The sequence below is a fragment of the Egibacteraceae bacterium genome (assembly GCA_035540635.1).
In the GTDB taxonomy this organism is placed as follows: domain Bacteria; phylum Actinomycetota; class Nitriliruptoria; order Euzebyales; family Egibacteraceae; genus DATLGH01.
This window is the reverse complement of sequence record DATLGH010000109.1, coordinates 1-18,656: the sequence shown is the minus strand read 5'-3', so window position 1 is coordinate 18,656 and position 18,656 is coordinate 1. Positions and strand designations below refer to the sequence as shown.

At 72.1% G+C, this 18,656-nt stretch carries 18 protein-coding genes; 2 read left to right on the top strand and 16 right to left on the bottom strand.

Annotated elements, in window-relative coordinates; translation table 11 throughout:
- Positions 1-43: 43 nt before the first annotated feature.
- From infB to VM324_16765, 16 genes are all read right to left on the bottom strand, one after another.
- Complete coding sequence (gene infB / locus VM324_16840; GenBank protein ID HVM00959.1) at positions 44-2,911, bottom strand: translation initiation factor IF-2; 2,868 nt, start codon at positions 2,909-2,911, stop codon at positions 44-46.
- Positions 2,912-3,237: 326 nt separating this feature from the next.
- On the bottom strand, positions 3,238-4,395 hold the full coding sequence (nusA, locus tag VM324_16835; GenBank protein ID HVM00958.1) for a transcription termination factor NusA: 1,158 nt from the start codon (positions 4,393-4,395) through the stop codon (positions 3,238-3,240).
- Between the two features lie 13 nt (positions 4,396-4,408).
- Complete coding sequence (gene rimP / locus VM324_16830; GenBank protein ID HVM00957.1) at positions 4,409-4,864, bottom strand: ribosome maturation factor RimP; 456 nt, start codon at positions 4,862-4,864, stop codon at positions 4,409-4,411.
- A gap of 231 nt (positions 4,865-5,095) precedes the next feature.
- Positions 5,096-5,527 carry a PPOX class F420-dependent oxidoreductase gene (locus tag VM324_16825; protein HVM00956.1) on the bottom strand — a complete coding sequence of 144 codons (432 nt, stop codon included), beginning with the start codon at positions 5,525-5,527 and terminating at the stop codon, positions 5,096-5,098.
- A gap of 73 nt (positions 5,528-5,600) precedes the next feature.
- Positions 5,601-6,677 (bottom strand): flavodoxin-dependent (E)-4-hydroxy-3-methylbut-2-enyl-diphosphate synthase, encoded by a 1,077-nt coding sequence (ispG, locus tag VM324_16820; protein HVM00955.1) that lies wholly within the window; start codon positions 6,675-6,677, stop codon positions 5,601-5,603.
- Positions 6,620-7,633: a site-2 protease family protein gene (locus tag VM324_16815; protein ID HVM00954.1), complete on the bottom strand. Its 1,014-nt coding sequence runs from the start codon at positions 7,631-7,633 to the stop codon at positions 6,620-6,622. Before VM324_16815 ends, ispG begins: the two co-directional genes overlap by 58 nt.
- A gap of 42 nt (positions 7,634-7,675) precedes the next feature.
- A complete protein-coding gene (dxr, locus tag VM324_16810; protein ID HVM00953.1) occupies positions 7,676-8,896 on the bottom strand; it encodes a 1-deoxy-D-xylulose-5-phosphate reductoisomerase in 1,221 nt (406 codons plus the stop codon).
- Positions 8,893-10,026, bottom strand: a complete 1,134-nt coding sequence (rlmN, locus tag VM324_16805; protein ID HVM00952.1) for a 23S rRNA (adenine(2503)-C(2))-methyltransferase RlmN — start codon at positions 10,024-10,026, stop codon at positions 8,893-8,895. The genes dxr and rlmN overlap by 4 nt, the downstream gene beginning before the upstream one ends.
- A gap of 7 nt (positions 10,027-10,033) precedes the next feature.
- Positions 10,034-10,819, bottom strand: coding sequence for a phosphatidate cytidylyltransferase (locus tag VM324_16800; protein HVM00951.1), 786 nt, complete (start codon positions 10,817-10,819; stop codon positions 10,034-10,036).
- An 81-nt stretch (positions 10,820-10,900) separates the two neighbouring features.
- Positions 10,901-11,458 carry a ribosome recycling factor gene (gene frr / locus VM324_16795; GenBank protein ID HVM00950.1) on the bottom strand — a complete coding sequence of 186 codons (558 nt, stop codon included), beginning with the start codon at positions 11,456-11,458 and terminating at the stop codon, positions 10,901-10,903.
- 22 nt (positions 11,459-11,480) lie between these two features.
- Positions 11,481-12,209: a UMP kinase gene (pyrH, locus tag VM324_16790; protein ID HVM00949.1), complete on the bottom strand. Its 729-nt coding sequence runs from the start codon at positions 12,207-12,209 to the stop codon at positions 11,481-11,483.
- A 132-nt stretch (positions 12,210-12,341) separates the two neighbouring features.
- Entirely contained in the window at positions 12,342-12,956 is a 615-nt protein-coding gene (locus tag VM324_16785) for a translation elongation factor Ts (protein ID HVM00948.1), read from the bottom strand.
- Between the two features lie 32 nt (positions 12,957-12,988).
- On the bottom strand, positions 12,989-14,041 hold the full coding sequence (gene rpsB / locus VM324_16780; GenBank protein HVM00947.1) for a 30S ribosomal protein S2: 1,053 nt from the start codon (positions 14,039-14,041) through the stop codon (positions 12,989-12,991).
- A gap of 248 nt (positions 14,042-14,289) precedes the next feature.
- Positions 14,290-14,772: a M23 family metallopeptidase gene (locus tag VM324_16775; GenBank protein HVM00946.1), complete on the bottom strand. Its 483-nt coding sequence runs from the start codon at positions 14,770-14,772 to the stop codon at positions 14,290-14,292.
- 83 nt (positions 14,773-14,855) lie between these two features.
- Positions 14,856-15,671 (bottom strand): RNA polymerase sigma factor WhiG, encoded by an 816-nt coding sequence (whiG, locus tag VM324_16770; protein HVM00945.1) that lies wholly within the window; start codon positions 15,669-15,671, stop codon positions 14,856-14,858.
- 23 nt (positions 15,672-15,694) lie between these two features.
- Positions 15,695-16,621 (bottom strand): tyrosine recombinase XerC, encoded by a 927-nt coding sequence (locus VM324_16765; GenBank protein ID HVM00944.1) that lies wholly within the window; start codon positions 16,619-16,621, stop codon positions 15,695-15,697.
- A 135-nt stretch (positions 16,622-16,756) separates the two neighbouring features.
- On the opposite strand from VM324_16765, the gene VM324_16760 reads away from it, so the two are divergent.
- Together VM324_16760 and VM324_16755 are read left to right on the top strand one after the other, a co-directional pair.
- Positions 16,757-17,680, top strand: coding sequence for a hypothetical protein (locus VM324_16760; protein ID HVM00943.1), 924 nt, complete (start codon positions 16,757-16,759; stop codon positions 17,678-17,680).
- Between the two features lie 235 nt (positions 17,681-17,915).
- Positions 17,916-18,656 (top strand): nickel-dependent hydrogenase large subunit (locus tag VM324_16755; GenBank protein HVM00942.1); only part of this gene is annotated, 741 nt, incomplete at its 3' end.

The following is an 18,656-nucleotide window of genomic DNA, read 5'->3' as shown; positions in this document are numbered from 1 at the left end:
CACCATCACACCCCCACCGCCCAAGCCCCGGCAAGGGAGGCGGCTAGGCCCGGGCGACCTCCCGGCGCTCGAACGCCTCGAACTCGTCGCCCACCTTCACGTCCTGGAACCTGTCGAGGCCCGCTCCGCACTCGTAGCCGGTGGCCACCTCGGTCACGTCCTCCTTGAAGCGCCGCAGCGAGGTGATGGTGTCCTCGGCGACGACGACGCCGTCGCGGACGACCCGGACGGGGGCGTTGCGGCGCAGGACGCCCTCGGTGACGTAGCAGCCGAAGACGAAGCCCGCACGGGGCACCCGGAACAGCTCGCGCACCTGCGCGCGGCCGGTGACGACCTCCTCGTACTCAGGTGCGAGCATGCCGCGCACCGCGCGCTCGATGTCCTCGACCGCCTGGTAGATGATCGAGTACAGGCGCAGGTCGACACCGGACTCCTCGATGGCGCTGCGGGCGTTGGCCTCCGGACGGACGTTGAACGCGATGATGATCGCGTCACTCGCCTCGGCGAGGCTCACGTCGTTCTCGGTCACCGCGCCGACGCCCTTGTGGACGATGTTCACCCGCACCTCGGGCAGCTCGAGCTTGTTCAGCGCGTCGGCGATCGCCTCGGTGGAGCCGGCCACGTCGGCCTTGATGATGAGGTTCAGCGTCTGCAGCTGACCAGCTTCGATCGCCTCGCCGAGGTCTTCCAGCGAGAGGGTCTTGCGCTCGGCGAGCTCCAGCCGGCGCTGGCGCGCCTGGCGGTTGCTCGCGATGTCACGGGCGGTGCGCTCGTCGTCGACGACGCGGAACTCGTCGCCCGCGTCGGGCACCTCGTTCCAGCCGAGCACCTGCACGGGCGTTGCGGGGCCCGCATCGGTGAGCGGCTGCCCCTCGTCGTCGAACATCGCCCGAACCTTGCAGTCGGCGATGCCCGCGACGAGCGTGTCGCCCACCTTGAGCGTGCCCGCCTGCACGAGCACGGTGGCGACGGGGCCGCGGCCGCGGTCGAGGTGAGCCTCGATGACCGCGCCGCGGGCGCGACGGTTGGGGTTGGCCTGCAGCTCGGCGACGTCGGCCTGCAGCAACACCATCTCGAGCAGCTCGTCGAGGTTCTGCCCGCTCTTGGCGGAGACGTCGACCATCGTGGTGTCGCCGCCGAACTCCTCGGCGACGAGCCCGTACTCGGTCAGCTGCGTGCGCACCCTGATCGGGTCGGCGCCTTCCTTGTCGATCTTGTTGACCGCCACGATGATCGGGACCTCGGCGGCCTTGATGTGGTTGATCGCCTCGACGGTCTGGGGCTTCACGCCGTCGTCCGCGGCGACCACGAGGATCGCCACGTCGGTGATCCGCGCGCCGCGTGCGCGCATCTGGGTGAACGCCTCGTGGCCGGGGGTGTCGATGAAGGTGACCGCCCGGCCGTCCTTGGTGACCTGGTAGGCGCCGATGTGCTGGGTGATGCCACCCGCCTCGCCGCTGACGACGTCGGTGGAGCGGATGGCGTCGAGCAGCAGCGTCTTGCCGTGGTCGACGTGGCCCATGACGGTGACGACGGGCGCCCGCGGCTCGAGGGCGCCGGGGTCGTCATCCTCCTCGGCGCCGAACTCGAGGTCCTCGGGGGTCACGAAGTTCACGTCGGCGTCGAGCTCGGCCGCGACGAGCTCGACGAGGTCCTGCGACATCGACTGGGTGACGGTGATCATCTCGCCCATGCCGAACAGCACGCGCACGATGTCCGTGGCGTTCACGCCGATGGCCTTCGCGAACTCGCCGACGGTGATCCCGGGGACGACGTCGACCGGCCCGGCGACGTTCGCCTTGACGGGACCGCCGTGCGCGCGGCCGGGGCGAGCCTCGACCTCGAACTGCTCCTGCAGGGTGAGGTCCTTCCTGCGCTTGCCCTTCTTGCCCTTCTTCCCGCGTCCGGGTGCGGCGCCGGGAGCACGCGCCGGCGCGCCGGGGCCGGGGACCGCAGCGGGAGCGGGAGCGCCGCCCGGCCGTGGCGGCGTGCTCGGACGGCCGCGGGCAGGCGCCGTCGGGGTGTCCTTGGGCGCGGCCCGCACGGGTGGCGGGATGTGCCGCTTGCCCGTGCCCTCCCGCGGCAGGTTGTGCTCGACGCGACGGCGCGGCTGCACGGGCGCCCCGCTCGCCGCGGGGCTGACCGGCGGGCGCACGGTCGGCTGGCCGGGGCGCGGCGGGGTTCCGGGACGGGGCACCCCGGGAATGCCACGCGGCTCCCCTTCGGACTCACGCGCGGGGCCGGGGCGCTCGGCCGGAGCGGGCCGTGGGGCGGGCCGGACCACGCCGGCCTGGGCCGCCTCCGCGGCGGTCCGCGCGGGCCGCTCGCCGGTCGGCGGACCCGCGGGTGCGGGCTGCGTCGGCTTCGCCGCGGCAGGAGACGGCGCGGGCTCCCGTGCGGGGGCCGGACGTTCGGTCGGACGCTCGACCGGCGGGGCGGCCGGTCCGGCGGCGGGAGCGCGGGGTTCGGCGACCTCGAAGGGTGCAGCGGGCGCGGAGGGCGCCTCCTGCTCCCCACCGACGCTCACACCGCCCTGCTGACCGGGGCGGAACGGCGTGGTCGCAGGCCGGAAGCGCCGCGCGGCGGGCTGCTCGGTCGGCGGGCCGCCGCCGTCCTCGGCCTGCTCGCGGAGATGGGGGGGCAGGACGCGGCGCGCCTTCGTGCCCGGCGTAGGTGCTCGCAGGTTCGTGACGTCGTACTCCTCGGCTTCCCTGCGTTCCCGCTCTTCCCGTTGTCTGCGGCGCTCTTCGCGCTGCTTGCCGAGGCTGTCGCGGAACCGGGCGGCGTCGGCGAGCTCGACCGTGGACGAATGCGACTTCGCCTCCACGCCGAACTCGGCCAGGCGGCGGATGACTTCCTTGTTCGGAAGCCCGGTCTCCTTCGCCAGCTCGTAGATGCGGACCTTGCTCACTCAGCTACTCCCTCGAGTGGCGGAAGCCACTGCCTTCACGTCTTCCTGCGGCGCCGTCGCTTCGCTCCACTGCTGCCGTATGGCCTGCTCGTCCACGGTGACCTGTCCTGTGCGACGGCGCAACGCGCGGACCAGGGGCTTTCCCTCCCGCCGAAGCGCCGCCTCGAGGCAGGCACGGTCGCGGCAGACGTACGCGCCCCGGCCGGGCTGTCGAGCAGGGAGGTCGACCACGATGCGCTCCCCCGCGACGGCCAGCCGCACGAGGGCGGCCTTGGCGGCTGCTCCACGGCAGCCAACGCACCTGCGGACGGGGGTGTGGCCCAATGCTACCGCTCCTGGTGGTCGGCTGCGGTAGGTGCACCCGCGCCCGCCTCGCTGTGGTGACCTAGGAGGCCCGGCTGCCCGTCCGACGCGCCGGTGTGCGGGGCGGCCGGGTCCTCGCCCTGCAGAGGCGCGACGGGGTTGCCGTACTCGTCGACCTCGCCGCGCTCGTAGGCCGCCTGGAACGCGGCCTGCTCCTCGGCGAACTGCGTCTCGCTCTTGATGTCGATACGCCAACCCGTCAGGCGCGCCGCCAGCCGCGCGTTCTGGCCCTCCCGGCCGATCGCGAGGGACAGCTGGTAGTCAGGAACGACGACGAGCGCGGTGGCATCCTCCTCGTAGAGGTACACCGCTGCGACCTTTGCGGGCGACAGCGCGTTCGCCACAAGCTCGGCCGGCTCGTCGGACCAGTTGATGATGTCGATCTTCTCCTCGTTGAGCTCCTCGACGATCGCGCGGACGCGGCTGCCGCGAGCGCCCACGCAGGCCCCGACGGGGTCGACGGCCGGGTCGTTGGAGGAGACGGCGATCTTCGTGCGGTAACCGGCCTCCCGGGCGATGCCCCGGATCTCGACGAGGCCGTCGGCGATCTCGGGTACCTCCAGGCGGAAAAGCTCCTCCACGAGGTTCGGATGGGTCCTGCTGCAGACGATCTGCGGTCCCTTCGCCGAGCGGCGCACCTCGACGATGTAGGCCCGCAGGCGGGTGCCGTGCTCGTAGCTCTCGGTGGGAACCTGCTCCGCGTAGGGCAGCACCGCCTCGGCGTTACCGAGGTCGAGCACCGTCACGCGGTTGTCGTGGATCTGCACGGTGCCGGTGACGAGGTCGCCCTCCTTGCCGGAGTACTCGCCGTAGGTGAGCTCACGCTCGGCTTCGCGGAGCCGCTGCATCAGCACCTGCTTGGCGGTCTGCGCGACGATGCGCCCGAAGTCGTGGGGGGTGTCGACCCATTCCGCGACGACGTTGCCGTCGTCGTCGAGCTCCTGGGCGTGGACCGTGACCTCGCCCGTGGCGCGGTCGATGACCACTCGCGCCTCCTCGGCTTCGCCGTCCGAGCGCTTGTAGGCGCTCGCGAGCGCACTCTCGAGCGCTTCGATCACCGTGTCGAAGCCGATGCCCTTCTCGCGCTCGATGCTGCGCAGCGCTTCGATCTCGACCTTCATCGGCTCGCTCCTCTCACCAGGGCAGGCTCTGTGTCGCCTTGACGATGTCGTCGTAGCGCACGCCAACGCGCTCCCCGCCCGTCTCGATGACGACCGCCTCCTCGTCCGCAATCAGCACACGCCCGCGCAGCTGGACGACGCGCCCGTCGCCCGCGTCGCGGTGGACGAGGACGTCACGACCCTCGACACGCTCGAAGGCCCGCCGGTCGGCCAGGGGATGGTCGATGCCCGGCGAGGTGACCTCCAGCGAGTAGCGCGACGGGAACGGGTCGGCCTCGTCGAGACGTGCGGACAGCCGCTGCGACAGCCGCTGGCAGGTGGCGAGGTCGACGCCGCCCTTGCGGTCCACGACCACCCGCACGAGCTGGCGGCTGCCCGAGCCCTTCACCTGGAGGTCGACGAGGTCGACGTCGGCGTCGGCGGCGAGCGGCTCGGCCAGCGCGCGAACCGTATCGGTGAGGCCAGCCATGCGTCGTCACCACCTTCCCGCAGCCGTCGGGCGAAAGAAAAAGTGGGCGTGACGCCCACTCTCGCGCGTTCAGGCTTCGATTGACTCGCGCACTCGGCCGCGCGAGCGGTACGTCAGCACCGATCCGGACAGGCCGAGCCTCCCGACCCGGCGGGTCCACCAGTGAACCTAGCAGCGCGCCGGCAACCCGGCAACGGCCTCCGGCGAGCCGGCCCCTTGGCGCCGCGGTCGCTACCCCGTGGTCGGGTAGAGGTAGGTCGGGGTGAACGACAGGAGCAGGCGCCGGTCGTCGACCATCGCCTGGAAGAACTCCTCCGGGTCGGGATGGGGCTTGCCGGCCGCGCTCTCGTAGACCCGCAGGAGCATGCGCCCCGTCGCGTCACCCGGGTCGGTGGAGACGGGGGAGAGCTCGGCGTCGCCTTCGGCCACGACGTAGGTCCAGAAGTCCACGCTCGTGACGTGAAGGCTCACCCGCGGATCGCGGTGCACGTTGGCCACCTTGGCGCGCCCCGCGGTGACCGACACGCCGATGAGCCCGTCGACGACCGCATACGAGACGTTCGACAGCTGCGGGCGCCCGTCCGAGGACTTCATCGTCGCGAGCACGCCCCGGCGGTGCTCGGCGAGAAAGGCGCGCGCGTCGTCAGGAGTCAAAACCGGCATACAAGCCAGACACTACTCCCTGGCTCGCCCCGATGTCTGTCCAACCGGTGGCGGGGCGGGGCGACGCGGAAGGTCAGGCGACGACCGTGGGTGCTCCCTCGCCGCGCTGGGCGCGGATCTCGTCGGCCATCTCGCCGGCGAAGTGGACGAGGGTCTCGACGATGTCGGCCTCGGCGACGGTGAACAGCACCTGCCCACGCTGGATGATCTGGCCCTTGCCCTTGCCGGCGGCCACGCCGAGGTCGGCTTCCCGGGCCTCCCCGGGGCCGTTGACGATGCAGCCCATGACCGCGACGCGCAGGGGGACGTCGATGCCCTCGAGACCCGCCTGCACCTTCTCCGCGAGGCTGTACACATCGACCTCCGCGCGGGCGCACGACGGACAGCTCACGACGTCGAGGCCGCGCTCGCGCAGGTGCAGCGACTCGAGGATGGCGATGCCGGCCTTGACCTCCTCGACGGGGTCGGCCGACAACGACACGCGGATCGTGTCCCCGATCCCCTCGGCGAGCAAGGTGCCGATGCCGACCGCGGACTTGATGCTGCCGGTCTTCAGGGGGCCGGCCTCCGTGACGCCGAGGTGCAGCGGGTAGTCGCAGCGCTCGGCGAGCAGCCGGTAGGTGGAGATCATGATCCAGGGGTCGGAGTGCTTGACGCTGATCTTCGTGTCGAAGAAGTCGACGTCTTCGAGGAGGCGCACCTCGGCGAGCGCCGACTCGACAAGGGCCTCGGGCGTCGCCCTGCCGTGTCGGGCGAGCACGACGTCCTCGAGCGACCCGCCGTTGACCCCGATGCGGATCGATACGCCCCGCTCCTTGGCGGCGTCCCCGATGACCTTCACCTTGTCGTGCTTGCGGATGTTGCCGGGGTTGATGCGCACGCCGGCGCAGCCGGCCTCGATGGCGGTCATCGCGTACTTCCACTGGAAGTGGATGTCGGCGATGACCGGCACCGTCGACTTCGCCGCGATGGCGGCCAGCGCGTCGGCGTCCTCCTGGCGGGGCACGGCCACCCGCACGATGTCGACGCCGGCGGCGTTCAGTGCCGCGATCTGCTGCAGGGTGGCGTTGACGTCGTGCGTGGGCGTCGTCGTCATCGACTGCACGCTGACCGGCGCGCCGCCGCCGACCTCGACCGGGCCGACCCGGATACGCCGGCTCGGCCGCCGTCGAGGGGCGGCAGCGGAAGCATGTTCAGCAGGCCGAGGACGATGTTGAGCTGCGCAAGCACGATGACGATCGCGAACAGGTCCCCGGCGGCGCCGAACGCGCTGATCGCCTGGCCGACACCGACCACGCTCATGGGACCTTCGGCGGTGCGGGGCTGGTCGGCGTCGAGCCCTCCGATCCAGCGTGAGATCCCCTCGGGGCTGAAGGCCTGACCGAGCCCCTGCACGGTGAGGTACGTCAGACGTGCGACGGAGAAGTCGCCCACGACCGTCGCCGCCACGGCCTCTCCGACGGGCACCCGGCGCGTCACGGCCCGGGGACCCACGCCGAGGAAGCCCTGCTGCTCACCCTCGACGGTCTGCTCGGCAATCGACGCCTGGACCTCCACAGTGGTGCCGTCCCGCTCGACGACGATCGGCACGGTCTGCCCGGCGCGCGCGAGGACCGCCTCGCGGATGGCCTCGAAGTCCGAGGTCGCAACCCCGTCGACCGCCACGATGACGTCACCCTCGGCGAGACCGGCCGCGGCGGCGGGACTGTCGTCGCTGACCGCGGCGACCTCGTTGCTGCCCGCGGGCAGCCCGATGAACGCAAGCGCGCTGAACAGCAGCGCGGCGGCGACGATGAAGTGGGTGGCGGAGCCGGCGCTCAGCACGACGAGCCGCTGCCAGGCCGGCTTCTCGAAGAATCGCCGTCCCTGATCGGCCGGATCGGTCTCCTCGTAGGAGCTCATCCCGGCGATCTTCACGAACCCGCCGGCGGGGATGAGCTTGACGCCGTACTCGGTCTCGCCCTTCTGCACCGACCAGAGCGTGGGCCCGAAGCCGAGGAAGAAGCGCTCGGCCTTCATGCCGAAGGCCTTCGCCGAGATGAAGTGGCCGAACTCGTGGATCATGATGACCACGATGAGGCTCACGATGAAGATCGTGACGTACATGTCGCTCCTCTGGGTACGGCGCGGTCCGCCCGCTCCTCCGGCCTACCCGGCGCGGCCGGCGATGAGCTCCTGCGACCGCTGGCGTGCCCAGTCCTCGGCTGCGAGCAGGCCGTCGAGGGTCGGGTCGGCGAGCGGTTCGGCTTCCCCCAAGACTGCCTCGACCACGCGGGCGATGCCGAGGAAATCCAGACGTTCGGACAGGAAGGCGGCGACGCCCTCCTCGTTCGCGGCGTTCAGCACGGCGGGGAAAACCCCGCCGCGACGGCCCGCCGCCGCGGCGAGCGCCACCATGGGGAACGTCTCGGCGTCGACCGGCTCGAACTGAAGGGTGGTCGCCCGTGTCCAATCCATGCGCGCAGGCGCCTCGGGCAGGCGATCCGGCCATCCGAGCGCGAGCTGGATCGGCAGGCGCATGTCGGGTGGGGACAGCTGTGCCACGGTCGCACCGTCACAGAACTCGACCATGCCGTGGACGACGGACTGCGGATGGACGACGACGGTGATGCGGTCGTAGTCGATCCCGAACAGCAGGTGCGCCTCGATCACCTCGAGTCCCTTGTTCGCGAGCGTGGCGGAGTTGACGGTGATCACCGCCCCCATGTCCCACGTCGGGTGATCGAGCGCGTCACGGACCGTCACGTCGGCGAGCTCCGCGCGGGTGCGGCCGCGGAACGGCCCCCCGCTGGCCGTGAGGATCAGCCGCTCGACCTCACGTGGCGCCCCGGCCCGCAGACACTGCGCCAGGGCCGAGTGCTCGCTGTCGACCGGCACGATCTGACCCGGCTGCGCGGCGCTCGTGACGAGCGGGCCGCCCACGATGAGCGACTCCTTGTTCGCCAGCGCCAGGCGGCTGCCTCCCCGCAGGGCGACGAGGGTCGGCCGCAGCCCGCGGGACCCCACCATGCCGTTCAGCACGACGCCCTCCGGCCCGGCCGCCGCGGCGAGCTCGGCGGACGCCTGCGGCCCGTCGAGCACGTCCACGGCCGTCCCGAGCGCCTCGCGGGCGCGTGCGGCGGCCGCGGGGTCGGCCAGCGCCACCCGATCGGCGCCGAAGCGGCGGGCCTGGGCGACGAGCAGGTCGGCGTTGCCGCCCGCAGCGAGCGCGACCGCGCGGAAGCGCTCGGGGTGGGCATCGACGACGTCGAGCGTCTGCGTGCCGATCGACCCCGTCGAGCCGAGGATCGTGACGGGGACCGCACCGGCGTTCCCCCGCGTCCCGTGCAGGGCCCCGGCCGGGGCGTCGGCGCCGGCCGGCGCGGTCACCGGCCCCCGCCGGCCTCGACGCGGCCGGCGGCGCCGACCGCGGCAGGCAGCGTCCGTCCGCTGCCGAGGAGGTAGTCGGCGTAGAGCTGGCCGCAGGCGGCGTCGATGTTGCCGCCCCGGTTGTGGCGGATGGTCGCCCGCACCCTGCCCTGCTCGAGGCGCGCGGCGAAGGCGCGCTGCTCGGCGACGGGCGGTGCCCGCCAGGGCACCGCCGGCGTGGGGTTCATCGGGATGAGGTTGACGTGCGCGCCGAAGTCGCCGACGAGCCCTGCGAGCTGCTCGGCATGCTCGGGCCGGTCGTTGATGCCCGCGATGAGCACGTACTCGAACGTGAGGCGGCGCCCGGTCGTCTCCTGGTAGCGGCGGCATGCCTCGAGCAGGACCGCAAGCGGCCACTGGCGGTTCGGCGGGACGAGGTTGTCACGCAGCGTGTCGTTGGGGGCGTGCAGGCTCACCGCGAGCGTGATCGGCAGCCCCAGCTCGGTGAGGCGGCGGATGCCCGGTACGACACCGACGGTCGAGACGGTGAGGGACCGCGCGGACAGACCGAAGCCCTCGCGGTCGTGCAGCCAGCGCACCGCCCCCACGGTCGCCTCCACGTTCGCCAGGGGCTCCCCCATCCCCATGAACACGACGTTCGTGACGTGCGCGGGGACGCCGTCCACGCCGAGCTCACCGGAGGTCAGCAGGCGCTGCATCACCGTCACCTGCCGCACGACCTCCCCGACGCCGAGCTGGCGGCGGAACCCCGCCTGGCCCGTCGCGCAGAACGGGCAACCCATCGCGCACCCCGCCTGCGTGGACACGCACACGGTCGCCCTGCCGGCCCGGGTGGCGGTCCGTGGGTAGAGCATGAGCACCGCCTCGACGCCCTCGGCGGCCCCCGACGAGGAGAACTCGAGCAAGACCTTGCGGGTGAGCCCCTCGTCGGCGGTGCTGTTGCGAAGGACCCGCGGCGGCGGGTCGAGGACGCCGGCGAGGCGCTCGCGCAGGCCGGCCGGCAGGTCGCTCATCGCGCGGGGGTCGTCGACACCGCGCGTGAGCCAAGCCTGGACCTGCCGCGCCCGGTAGGCCGGCTCATCGGTGAGGAGGTCGGTGAGGCCGTCGAGGCCAAGTGCGTAGGGGTCCACGGAAGGATCAGCGTCCGAGCACGACGAGCAGGAGATGGGTCGCCGGGAGCGCGAAGATGACCGCGTCGGCCCGGTCCATGATGCCACCGTGCCCCGGGATGATCCTCCCGAGATCCTTGATCCCCAGGTCGCGCTTCACGAGGGACTCGGCGAGGTCGCCGAGGGTCGAGGCGACGGCCACTCCGGCTCCGACGACGAGCGCCTCGACGACGTCGAGGCCGGGCACGAACGGACCAGTCACCGTCGCGGCGATGACGAGTGTCGTCGCCATCCCCCCGGCGAAGCCCTCCCAGCTCTTGTGGGGGCTGACCGACGGGGCGAGCTTGCGGCGGCCGAACTTGCTGCCGACCGCGAACGCGCCGATGTCGTTCGTGACGCTCAGCGCCACAGCCGCCATGACGAGCCAGACGCCGTCGTCGCGCACGAGCAGCAGCCCCAGAAAGCTCACGAGGAAGGGCACCCACAGGGCCATGAGGAGCGTCGCGCCGAGGCTTGCGACGACCCGCTGGCGTCCGGTGTCGAGCAGCATCCACGCGAGCGCGCCGACGGGCAGCAGCACGAGGCCCACCGACTGCGCGGACTGCCCGGTGAAGTAGGTCCCGAAAAGCATGACGAGCCCGGCGCTGATGGCCAGCGGCGTGGCGGGGCGCAGCCCCTGGTCGCGGAACGCGACGTCGAGCTCCAGCAGGGCGATGACCGCGAACAGCGCGATGAACGCGAGCGCGGTCAGAGGATGGAAGAGCAGCGCGGCGACGAACGAGGCGGCGAGCGCCACGCCGGAGGCGATCGCCACGGGCAGGTTCCTGCCGGTCGCACGCGGGACGGGCGCGGACGGCGGTGCCTCCGTGACGGGTTCCTCGGGCTGCAAGTCGCCTCAGACCTCCAGGAGCTCCTTCTCCTTGTTCGCGAGCAGCTTGTCCACCTCGGCGACGTGGCGGTCGGTGAGGTCCTGCAGCTGGCGATCGGCGCGCCGGGCGTCGTCCTCGGGGATCACCGAGTCGTCGGCGAGCTCACCGATGTCGTGCTTGGCCTGCCGGCGCACGTTGCGGATCGCCACCCGTCCCTCCTCGGCGCGCTCCCGCGCGAGGCGCACGAACTCCCTGCGTCGCTCCTCGGTGAGCTCGGGGAACACGACGCGGATGATGCTGCCGTCGTTGGTGGGGTTCAGCCCGAGGTCGGCGTGGGCGATCGCCCGCTCGATCTCCTTCAGCGCGTTCTGGTCGTAGGGGCTGATCACGAGCATGCGCGCCTCGGGGACGCTCACGCCCGCGATCTGCTGGAGCGGGGTGGGCGAGCCGTAGTAGTCGACGGGCAGGTCGGTGATGAGCCCCGGGTTCGCCCGGCCGGTGCGGATCTTGCTGAATGCCACCCGCGTGTGCTCCACCGCGGCGTTCATCTTCGCGTCGGCCTCGCTCAGGATCTCGTCGATCACGGATGCCTCCTCCCGGATGGGCTCATGAATCGGTCACCGCGTGCACGAGGGTGCCGATCGCCTCGCCCGCGACCGCCCGCCGGATGTTGCCCTCGCTGAACAGGTCGAAGACGATGATCGGCAGGTCGTGGTCCATGCAGAGCGAGATGGCGGTGGCGTCCATGACCCCCAGCCCCCGGCTCAGGACCTCGAAGTAGGTGAGGCTGTCGAAGCGGCTCGCATCGGGGTGGACGTGCGGGTCGCGGTCGTAGACCCCGTCGACCTTCGTCCCCTTCAGCAGGGCCTCAGCCCCGATCTCGAGCGCACGCTGCGCGGCGGCCGTGTCGGTCGAGAAGTACGGTGCCCCGAGCCCGGCGGCGAAGATGACGAGCCTGCCCTTCTCGAGGTGGCGGATCGCCCGTCTGCGGATGTAGGGCTCGGCGAGCTCCGCCATCGTCACCGCCGACTGCACCCGCGTCTGCAGCCCGTGCTTCTCGCAGGCGTCCTGGAGCGCCAGGGCGTTGATCACGGTGGCGAGCATCCCCATGTTGTCGGCACTGGAACGGTCCATGCCCCCGGCCGCGGGAGACTTGCCCCGGAAGATGTTGCCCCCGCCCACGACGACGCCCAGCTGCAGCCCCTCCTGCATGACGTCGGCGAGCTGGCGGGCGACGGAGTGGACGAGCGGAGGGCTGATCGTGGTGGTGTCGTCCGAGAACGCCTCGCCCCCGAGCTTCAGCAGCACCCGCCCGTACTTGACTTCCGCGCTCAAGCTTCACCCGCTCCCAGGTCGGCCCCCTCGCATGGTACCGGAGGGGGGCGCCTCGTCGGCCGGAGGCGACCTAAAGGGTTCTTCCGCGAGCCGGAGGCCGCTGAGGCGCCCGCCCCGAGACGGTGCAGGGGATCAGGCGCCGACCTGGTAGCGGACGAACCGCCCCACCTCGATCTTCTCGCCGCTCGTGCGCTGGAAGTCCGCGAGCAGCTGCCCGACGGTGCGCTTGTCGTCCTTCACGAAGGGCTGGTTCAGCAGCACCTTGTCGGCGAAGAAGGCCTTGAGCCTGCCCTCGACGATGCGCTCGACGATGTGGTCCGGCTTGCCCTCGTCCCGCGCCTGGCGCTCGGCGAACTCGCGCTCGGCGTCGAGCGTCGCCGCATCGACCTCCTGCTCGCTTACCACGAGCGGCTTCATGGCCGCGATGTGGAGGGCGACGTCGTTGGCGAGCTGGCGGAAGCCGTCGCCCTTGGCGACGAAGTCGGTCTCGCAGTTGAGCTCGAGCAGGACACCGACCTTGGGCGGCAGGCCGGGCGTCGGCGCGTGCAGGTAGGCGTGGACCAGGCCCTCGGACGCGGTGCGCTCGCCGACCCGGCCCTCCATCTTCGCCCCCGTGCGCTCACGCACGAGCTCGGCCGCTTTGTCGAAGTCGCCGTCGGCGTCGAGGAGGGCTCTCTTGCAGTCCATCATCCCCGCGCCGGTGGCGTCGCGGAGCTTCTTCACGTCAGCAGCGGTGATGTCAGCCACGCGTTCTCCTAGCGAGAGATCGAAGCCGAGCCTCAGGTGCCGGTCGTCGTCGGGGGTTCCTGCGTCCCGTGGGAGGCCTCGGGGTCGGGCTGGGGCGCCTGCTCGGGCGCGGGCAGCGGCACGGGTTGCTCGGCGGCAGCCCCGTCGAGGGGGTCCACGGGGGCGTCGCCGGCGGCATCGGGCGTGGCGTCGCCCGCCTGGGGGGGCCCTTCCGCGTCGCCGGTGAGACCTCCGCCGGCAGCCGCTGCGGCCTGGCGGGCCTCCTCGCGTTGCAGGGCGATCTCCCACTCCGCGAGCGGCTCGTTCTCCTCGACACGCGGTGCGCCCGCCGCGGGCTTCTGCGCCGCAGCGGCGGCGGCCGCCGCCTGCTCGGCGACGACGTCGTCGGCGCTGCGGCTGGCGCGCTGCACGTAGCCCTCGGCGCAGGCGTCGGCGATGATGCGCGTGAGCAGGGCGCCGGACCGGATCGCGTCGTCGTTACCCGGGATGACGTACTGGATCTCGTCGGGGTCGCAGTTCGTGTCGACCACCGCCACGACGGGGATGCCGAGGCGGTTGGCCTCCTTCACGGCGATGTGCTCCTTCACCGTGTCGACCACCCAGACGGCCGCGGGCAGCTTGTTCATGCCCCTGATCCCACCGAGGTTGCGCTCGAGCTTCTCACGCTCCCGGCGCAGGGTGAGGACCTCCTTCTTCGGAAGGAGCTCGAGGGTGCCGGACTGCTCCATCTCCTCGAGCTCGTTCAGGCGCCGCAGCCGGGCTTTGATCGTCTCGAAGTTCGTGAGCATCCCGCCGAGCCAGCGGTAGTTGACGTAGGGCATCCCGACGCGCATGGCCTGCTGCTCCACCGCCTCCTGGGCCTGCTTCTTCGTGCCGACGAACAGGACCGTGCCACCCCTGGCGACCGTGTCACGGACGAAGTGGTAGGCCTGCTCCAGCATCCCGATGGTCTGCTGGATGTCGATGATGTAGATCCCGTTGCGCTCGCTGAAGATGAAGCGCTTCATCTTCGGGTTCCAACGACGGGTCTGGTGCCCGAAGTGGACACCGGCCTCGAGCAGGTCGCGCATGCTCACGACGGCCATGGGACGGTCCTTCCTGGTTGGCGCGACGCGGGGTCGCGCGCTGCGGTTGGCCTCACGCGCGCCGGCTTTCTCGACCGCACACCGCGAAGCGGCGGGCGGCACCGCGGGCTTCTGCGGCGCGCGTTGTGTAGTGGTGCGTCGCGCGGGGCGACGCGAAAACGGTCCGAAACGCCCGGACCACGGGCGAGGATACCGCGCGCCACGCGGAGCCGCGACCGCACGGCCGGGGCGCGAGCCCTTCACGCTGGTCAGCGCGGCAACCGCACGAGGTGGGGCTGCCATCGGCCGAAGAGGCGCAGCGGGTCGATGTAGTCACCGTGCAGCCGTGCGCCCCAGTCGAGGTGCCCGGCCCCGGCGGCCAGCCGCCCGAGCAGCTGGCCTGCTTCCACGCGCTCACCGGCGGTCACGGCACGGGGGTCGAGCGCCCCGTAGGTGGTCTCCAGACCTCCACCGTGGTCGACGGTGACCCAGCCTCGGCGGGCCACCTCGCCGGCGAACGTGACGACGCCGGGCAGGGCGGCCCGCACGGGGTCGTCCGGCTGCGCGGCGAGGTCCACGCCACGGTGCCCGGGACCGTAGGGTGTGGCGGGGGCCGTGAAGGGGCGCAGCAGCTCGCCGTCGACGGGCGGCACGACCGATTGCGCCAACCCTGCCCCTGCCGCCGCACCGGGAATCCACATCGGGGCGAGCAGCACCGCCAGCACCGTCGTCCCGACCCTCGTCACGCGCACGTCGCCACCTCCGGGGGCACCGTACGACGGCGGCGGCGCGGGCGGGCCCGGCGGGTCGGTGACCCTGTGGACGAAGGTGGGCGTCAGCCCGCGATGCGCTCGTTGATCTTCGCGCGCAGGCCGAGCACGGCCTTCGTGTGCACCTGGCAGACCCGGGACTCGGTGACCCCGAGGACCTCTCCGATCTGCGCGAGGGTCAGCCCCTCGAAGTAGTAGAGGACGACGACGGTCTTCTCGCGCTCGGTCATGCGGCTGATGGCGTCGGTGAGGATGGCCTTCAGCTCGGTGTCCTCGTAGCTCGACTCGGGGTTGACGGCCTTCGGGTCCTGCAGGGTGTCGACGAGCGCCTGGCGTTCGTGATCCTCACCGCCGAGGGACTCGTCGAGGGCCACGAGGGACACGAGGGAGACCTGGGCGAGCGTGTGCCGCAGGTCGTCGAGGCTCATGCCGAGCTCCTCGGCGAGCTCGGTCTCGGTCGGGGTCCGCCGCAGCCGGCCCTCCAGGGCGGCGAGCGCCTTCTCCACGTTGCGGGCCTTCGAGCGAACGCTGCGGGGAACCCAGTCAACCGACCGGAGCTCGTCGATGATCGCCCCCTTGATGCGGGCGATGGCGTAGGTCTCGAACTTCACCGCCTTCGCGAGGTCGAATTTCTCGATGGCGTCGATCAGCCCGAACATGCCGTAGCTCACGAGGTCGCCGTGCTCGATGGTGGCTGGCAGCCCCACGGAGACCCGACCGGCGACGTACTTCACGAGGGGCGAGTACTGGAGGATGAGCCGCTCGCGGACGTCCACCTCGCCCGTCTTCTTGTACCGCTCCCAGAGCGCGACGACGTCGGGGTCCTGCGACGCGCGCCCGTCACGGGGGCGCGCTGTGCCTGCCGGGTCAGCGCTGGACATATCGGATGGCGTCCCTCGACCGCTCACGCACGTGGGTGCGCGTGCTCGTAGCTGGCTCGCAGGTGCTCCCGCGACAGGTGAGTGTAATTTTGCGTGGTCGACAGGGCAACGTGTCCGAGGAGCTCCTGGACGCTGCGCAGGTCCGCGCCGCCCTCGAGCAGGTGCGTCGCGTAGCTGTGGCGGAGCGTGTGCGGGCTGACCCGCCCCAGTCCCGTGTCGCGGCCTGCACGCTCCACGACGGTGTACGCCCCGCGCGGCGACAGGCGGGCTCCCCGGCTGTTGACGAACACCGCCGCGGCGGCCGGCGGCGCGGGGACCGCCGCGAGCACGGCGCCCCGCCCCTCGTCGAGCCAGCGTCGCAGGGCCAGGCAGGCCGGCTCACCGAGTGGGACGAGGCGCTGCTTCGCGCCCTTGCCGTGCAGGCGCGCGGTGGCCGCCGACAGGTCGACGGCGTCGAGATCGAGCCCGACCGCCTCGCTGACCCGGGCACCGCTCGCGTACAGCAGCTCGAGCAGCGCCCGGTCGCGCAGCCCCATCGGCGTCGCCGGGTCGGGTGCGGCGACGAGCGCGCGCACCTGGTCCGGGCGCAGGACGCGGGGCAGCCCGCGACCGACCTTCGGGGTGCCGAGCGCCGCCGCGGGATCGTCCTCGACGAGGCCTTTGCGTCGGAGCAGCGCGAAGAGGCTGCGGGCGGTGGCGGCCTTCCGCGCCACCGAAGCCCGCGCGTAGCCGTCGGCGACCAGCGAGGCGAGGTAGCGCCGCAGCACGAGCGGCGCGACCTCGTCAGGGTCGTCGATGGCGAAACCGGCGCAGAACTGCGCGAGCTGGCGGGCGTCGCGCGTGTACGCCGCGACGCTGTGATCGGCGAGCATCCGTTCGTCGCACAGGTGGATCCGGTACGCCGCCAGGGCGTGCTCCCACGCCGGGGGCAGCCGGCCGGGCACCTCCATGCGGGCTCCTCTCCAGCCGGCGAGCGCTCGGTGGACGGCGCCAGCGTCGCACAGACCGACCAGGGGTCAAGCATCGCCGCCGTGGCGGGGCTGCCCGTGCGCCGACGCCCGAGGCAGCCCGGGTAGGGTCGTCGGATGGACGACGGGCCCCTGACGGCGCTCGAGCCGGGGGCCGGCGCGGCCACACGCGGGCGGCGCCGGCGCCGCCTGGTGGTGGCGGGCGTGGTGGCCCTCGTCGTCGTCGCGGTGGCGTTCGCCGCGTGGCGGCTCGTGGGCGGCGGCGACCTGCGGCGGCTGGCCGCCGCGCCCGACGCCACGATCGCCGCGCGCACCGCCCACGTCGCCGTGGCCGGCACGGTGGAGGGCGTGCCGGTGGTCGGACCCTTCACGCTGGCCGTCGCCGAGGGCGAGGTCGACTTCGCCGCCCAGCGGGCCCTTCTTCGCCGGGAGGTGCCCGGGGCGTCCGTGCCACTGCTGCGCCGCCTGCTCCCCGAGCCGGTCCAGCTGCTGCACGACCGCGGGGACACCTACGTCCGCCTGCCGGTGGGTGGACGCGAGGCGTGGGTGCGCGTCGGCGATGCCGACGACCCCGCCGGCCCGGGCACGGCCGCACCCGGTCTCACGAACCCCGTCGCCGCGCTCGGGCTTCTCCGCGCGCTCGAGGGCATGCCCGAGGCGCTCGGCGAGGAGTCCGTCCGTGGGCAGCCCTCGACGCGATTCCGTGTGACGGTCGACCTCGACCGCGCCGCCGAGGCGCTGTCGGGGTGGGCGGAGGACGTCGCCCGTGGGCTGCGCCGCCTGCGTGGCCGCGGCGACCTGCCGCTCGACGTCTGGCTGGACGCTGGGAACCGCGTGACGCGGCTGCGCTACACCATCCAGCCCGACCGGGCACTGACCGGCGGGATCGGGGTCACGCTCGTCACCGACGTCGAGCTGCACGCCTTCGGCGCGGGGGTCGACATCGTTGCCCCCCGCGCCGACGAGCTCGTCACCGTCCCCGCGGGCCGGCTACGGGAGCTCGACCCGTTTGCCCGCCTCGGTGAACTCTTCGAGCGCTGAACACCTGTCGTAAGGCTTACTTGACGGTACAGTCGTTCCTGTTAGTCTGACTTAAGCCCGGTCACTGTTGGCCACAGCGACCGGCCCGACGTCATACCCCAGGAAATGTTGCCCACCCCCACCCCTCGGGCGGAAGCATCATCCTGCACCATGAAGCCTGCCTTCATCGCGCATGCCCATTCGCAGTCGTCACCCGGCGCGCCCGGTGGGGGCCGACCGTAAAGGAGTTACCTCCATGTGCTTCAAGAACCTCCCGGTGCAGTTCGACGAGAACGGCAAGGCGAGCCTCCGCGAGGGGGTGGCGAACCCCTGGTCGGTGAACGGCACGGAGAAGCCCAAGGGCTTCACGAAGACCAGGACCGCCCGCGTGGCTGGTGGCGCCGTGGCGACCGAGCCGAAGGTCCGCGACTGGATGATCGACCCGATCACCCGCGTGGCCGGCGCCTTGGCCGTGCACGTGCAGCTCGACTTGGAGAAGCGCGAGGCCGTCACGTGCCACTCGATGGCGATGCTGTTCCGCGGCTACGAGCTCATCATGGAGGGCCGCGACCCGCGCGACTCGATCGACCTCACCTCCCGCGCCTGCGGCGTGTGCGGTGGCACGCACGCGACCTGCTCGTCGCAGTGCATGGACATGGCGTTCGGCGTGCGTCCGCCGCCCATGGGGGTCATCGCGCGCAACCTCGGCGAGCTCGCCGAGATGCTCTACGACGCGCCGATCCACATGGGGCTGCTCGCAGGTCCCGACTACTCCACGCCGCTCGTCGAGGCCACGAACCCCGAGATCGTCCGCAAGGCCGAGACGACGCTTGCGCCGCACTCGGGGCTGCACGGCTACGAGACGATCAAAGACATCATGGACGCGATGGCGCCCCTGACCGGCAAGATCTATCTCGAGGCCATCCAGATGACCCGGCTCGGCCGGGAGATGGTCAACCTGTTCTACGGCAAGTTCCCCCACCCCTCCACGCTCGTG

Bases quoted from the DNA above. Each gene is read 5' to 3' on its own strand.
- nusA (HVM00958.1), bottom strand. From the start codon at position 4,395: ATGAAGGTCGAGATCGAAGCGCTGCGCAGCATCGAGCGCGAGAAGGGC.
- VM324_16825 (HVM00956.1), bottom strand. From the start codon at position 5,527: ATGCCGGTTTTGACTCCTGACGACGCGCGCGCCTTTCTCGCCGAGCAC.
- rpsB (HVM00947.1), bottom strand. From the start codon at position 14,041: ATGGCCGTCGTGAGCATGCGCGACCTGCTCGAGGCCGGTGTCCACTTC.
- rimP (HVM00957.1), bottom strand. From the start codon at position 4,864: ATGGCTGGCCTCACCGATACGGTTCGCGCGCTGGCCGAGCCGCTCGCC.
- VM324_16765 (HVM00944.1), bottom strand. From the start codon at position 16,621: ATGGAGGTGCCCGGCCGGCTGCCCCCGGCGTGGGAGCACGCCCTGGCG.
- VM324_16815 (HVM00954.1), bottom strand. From the start codon at position 7,633: ATGTACGTCACGATCTTCATCGTGAGCCTCATCGTGGTCATCATGATC.
- VM324_16760 (HVM00943.1), top strand. From the start codon at position 16,757: ATGGACGACGGGCCCCTGACGGCGCTCGAGCCGGGGGCCGGCGCGGCC.
- whiG (HVM00945.1), bottom strand. From the start codon at position 15,671: ATGTCCAGCGCTGACCCGGCAGGCACAGCGCGCCCCCGTGACGGGCGC.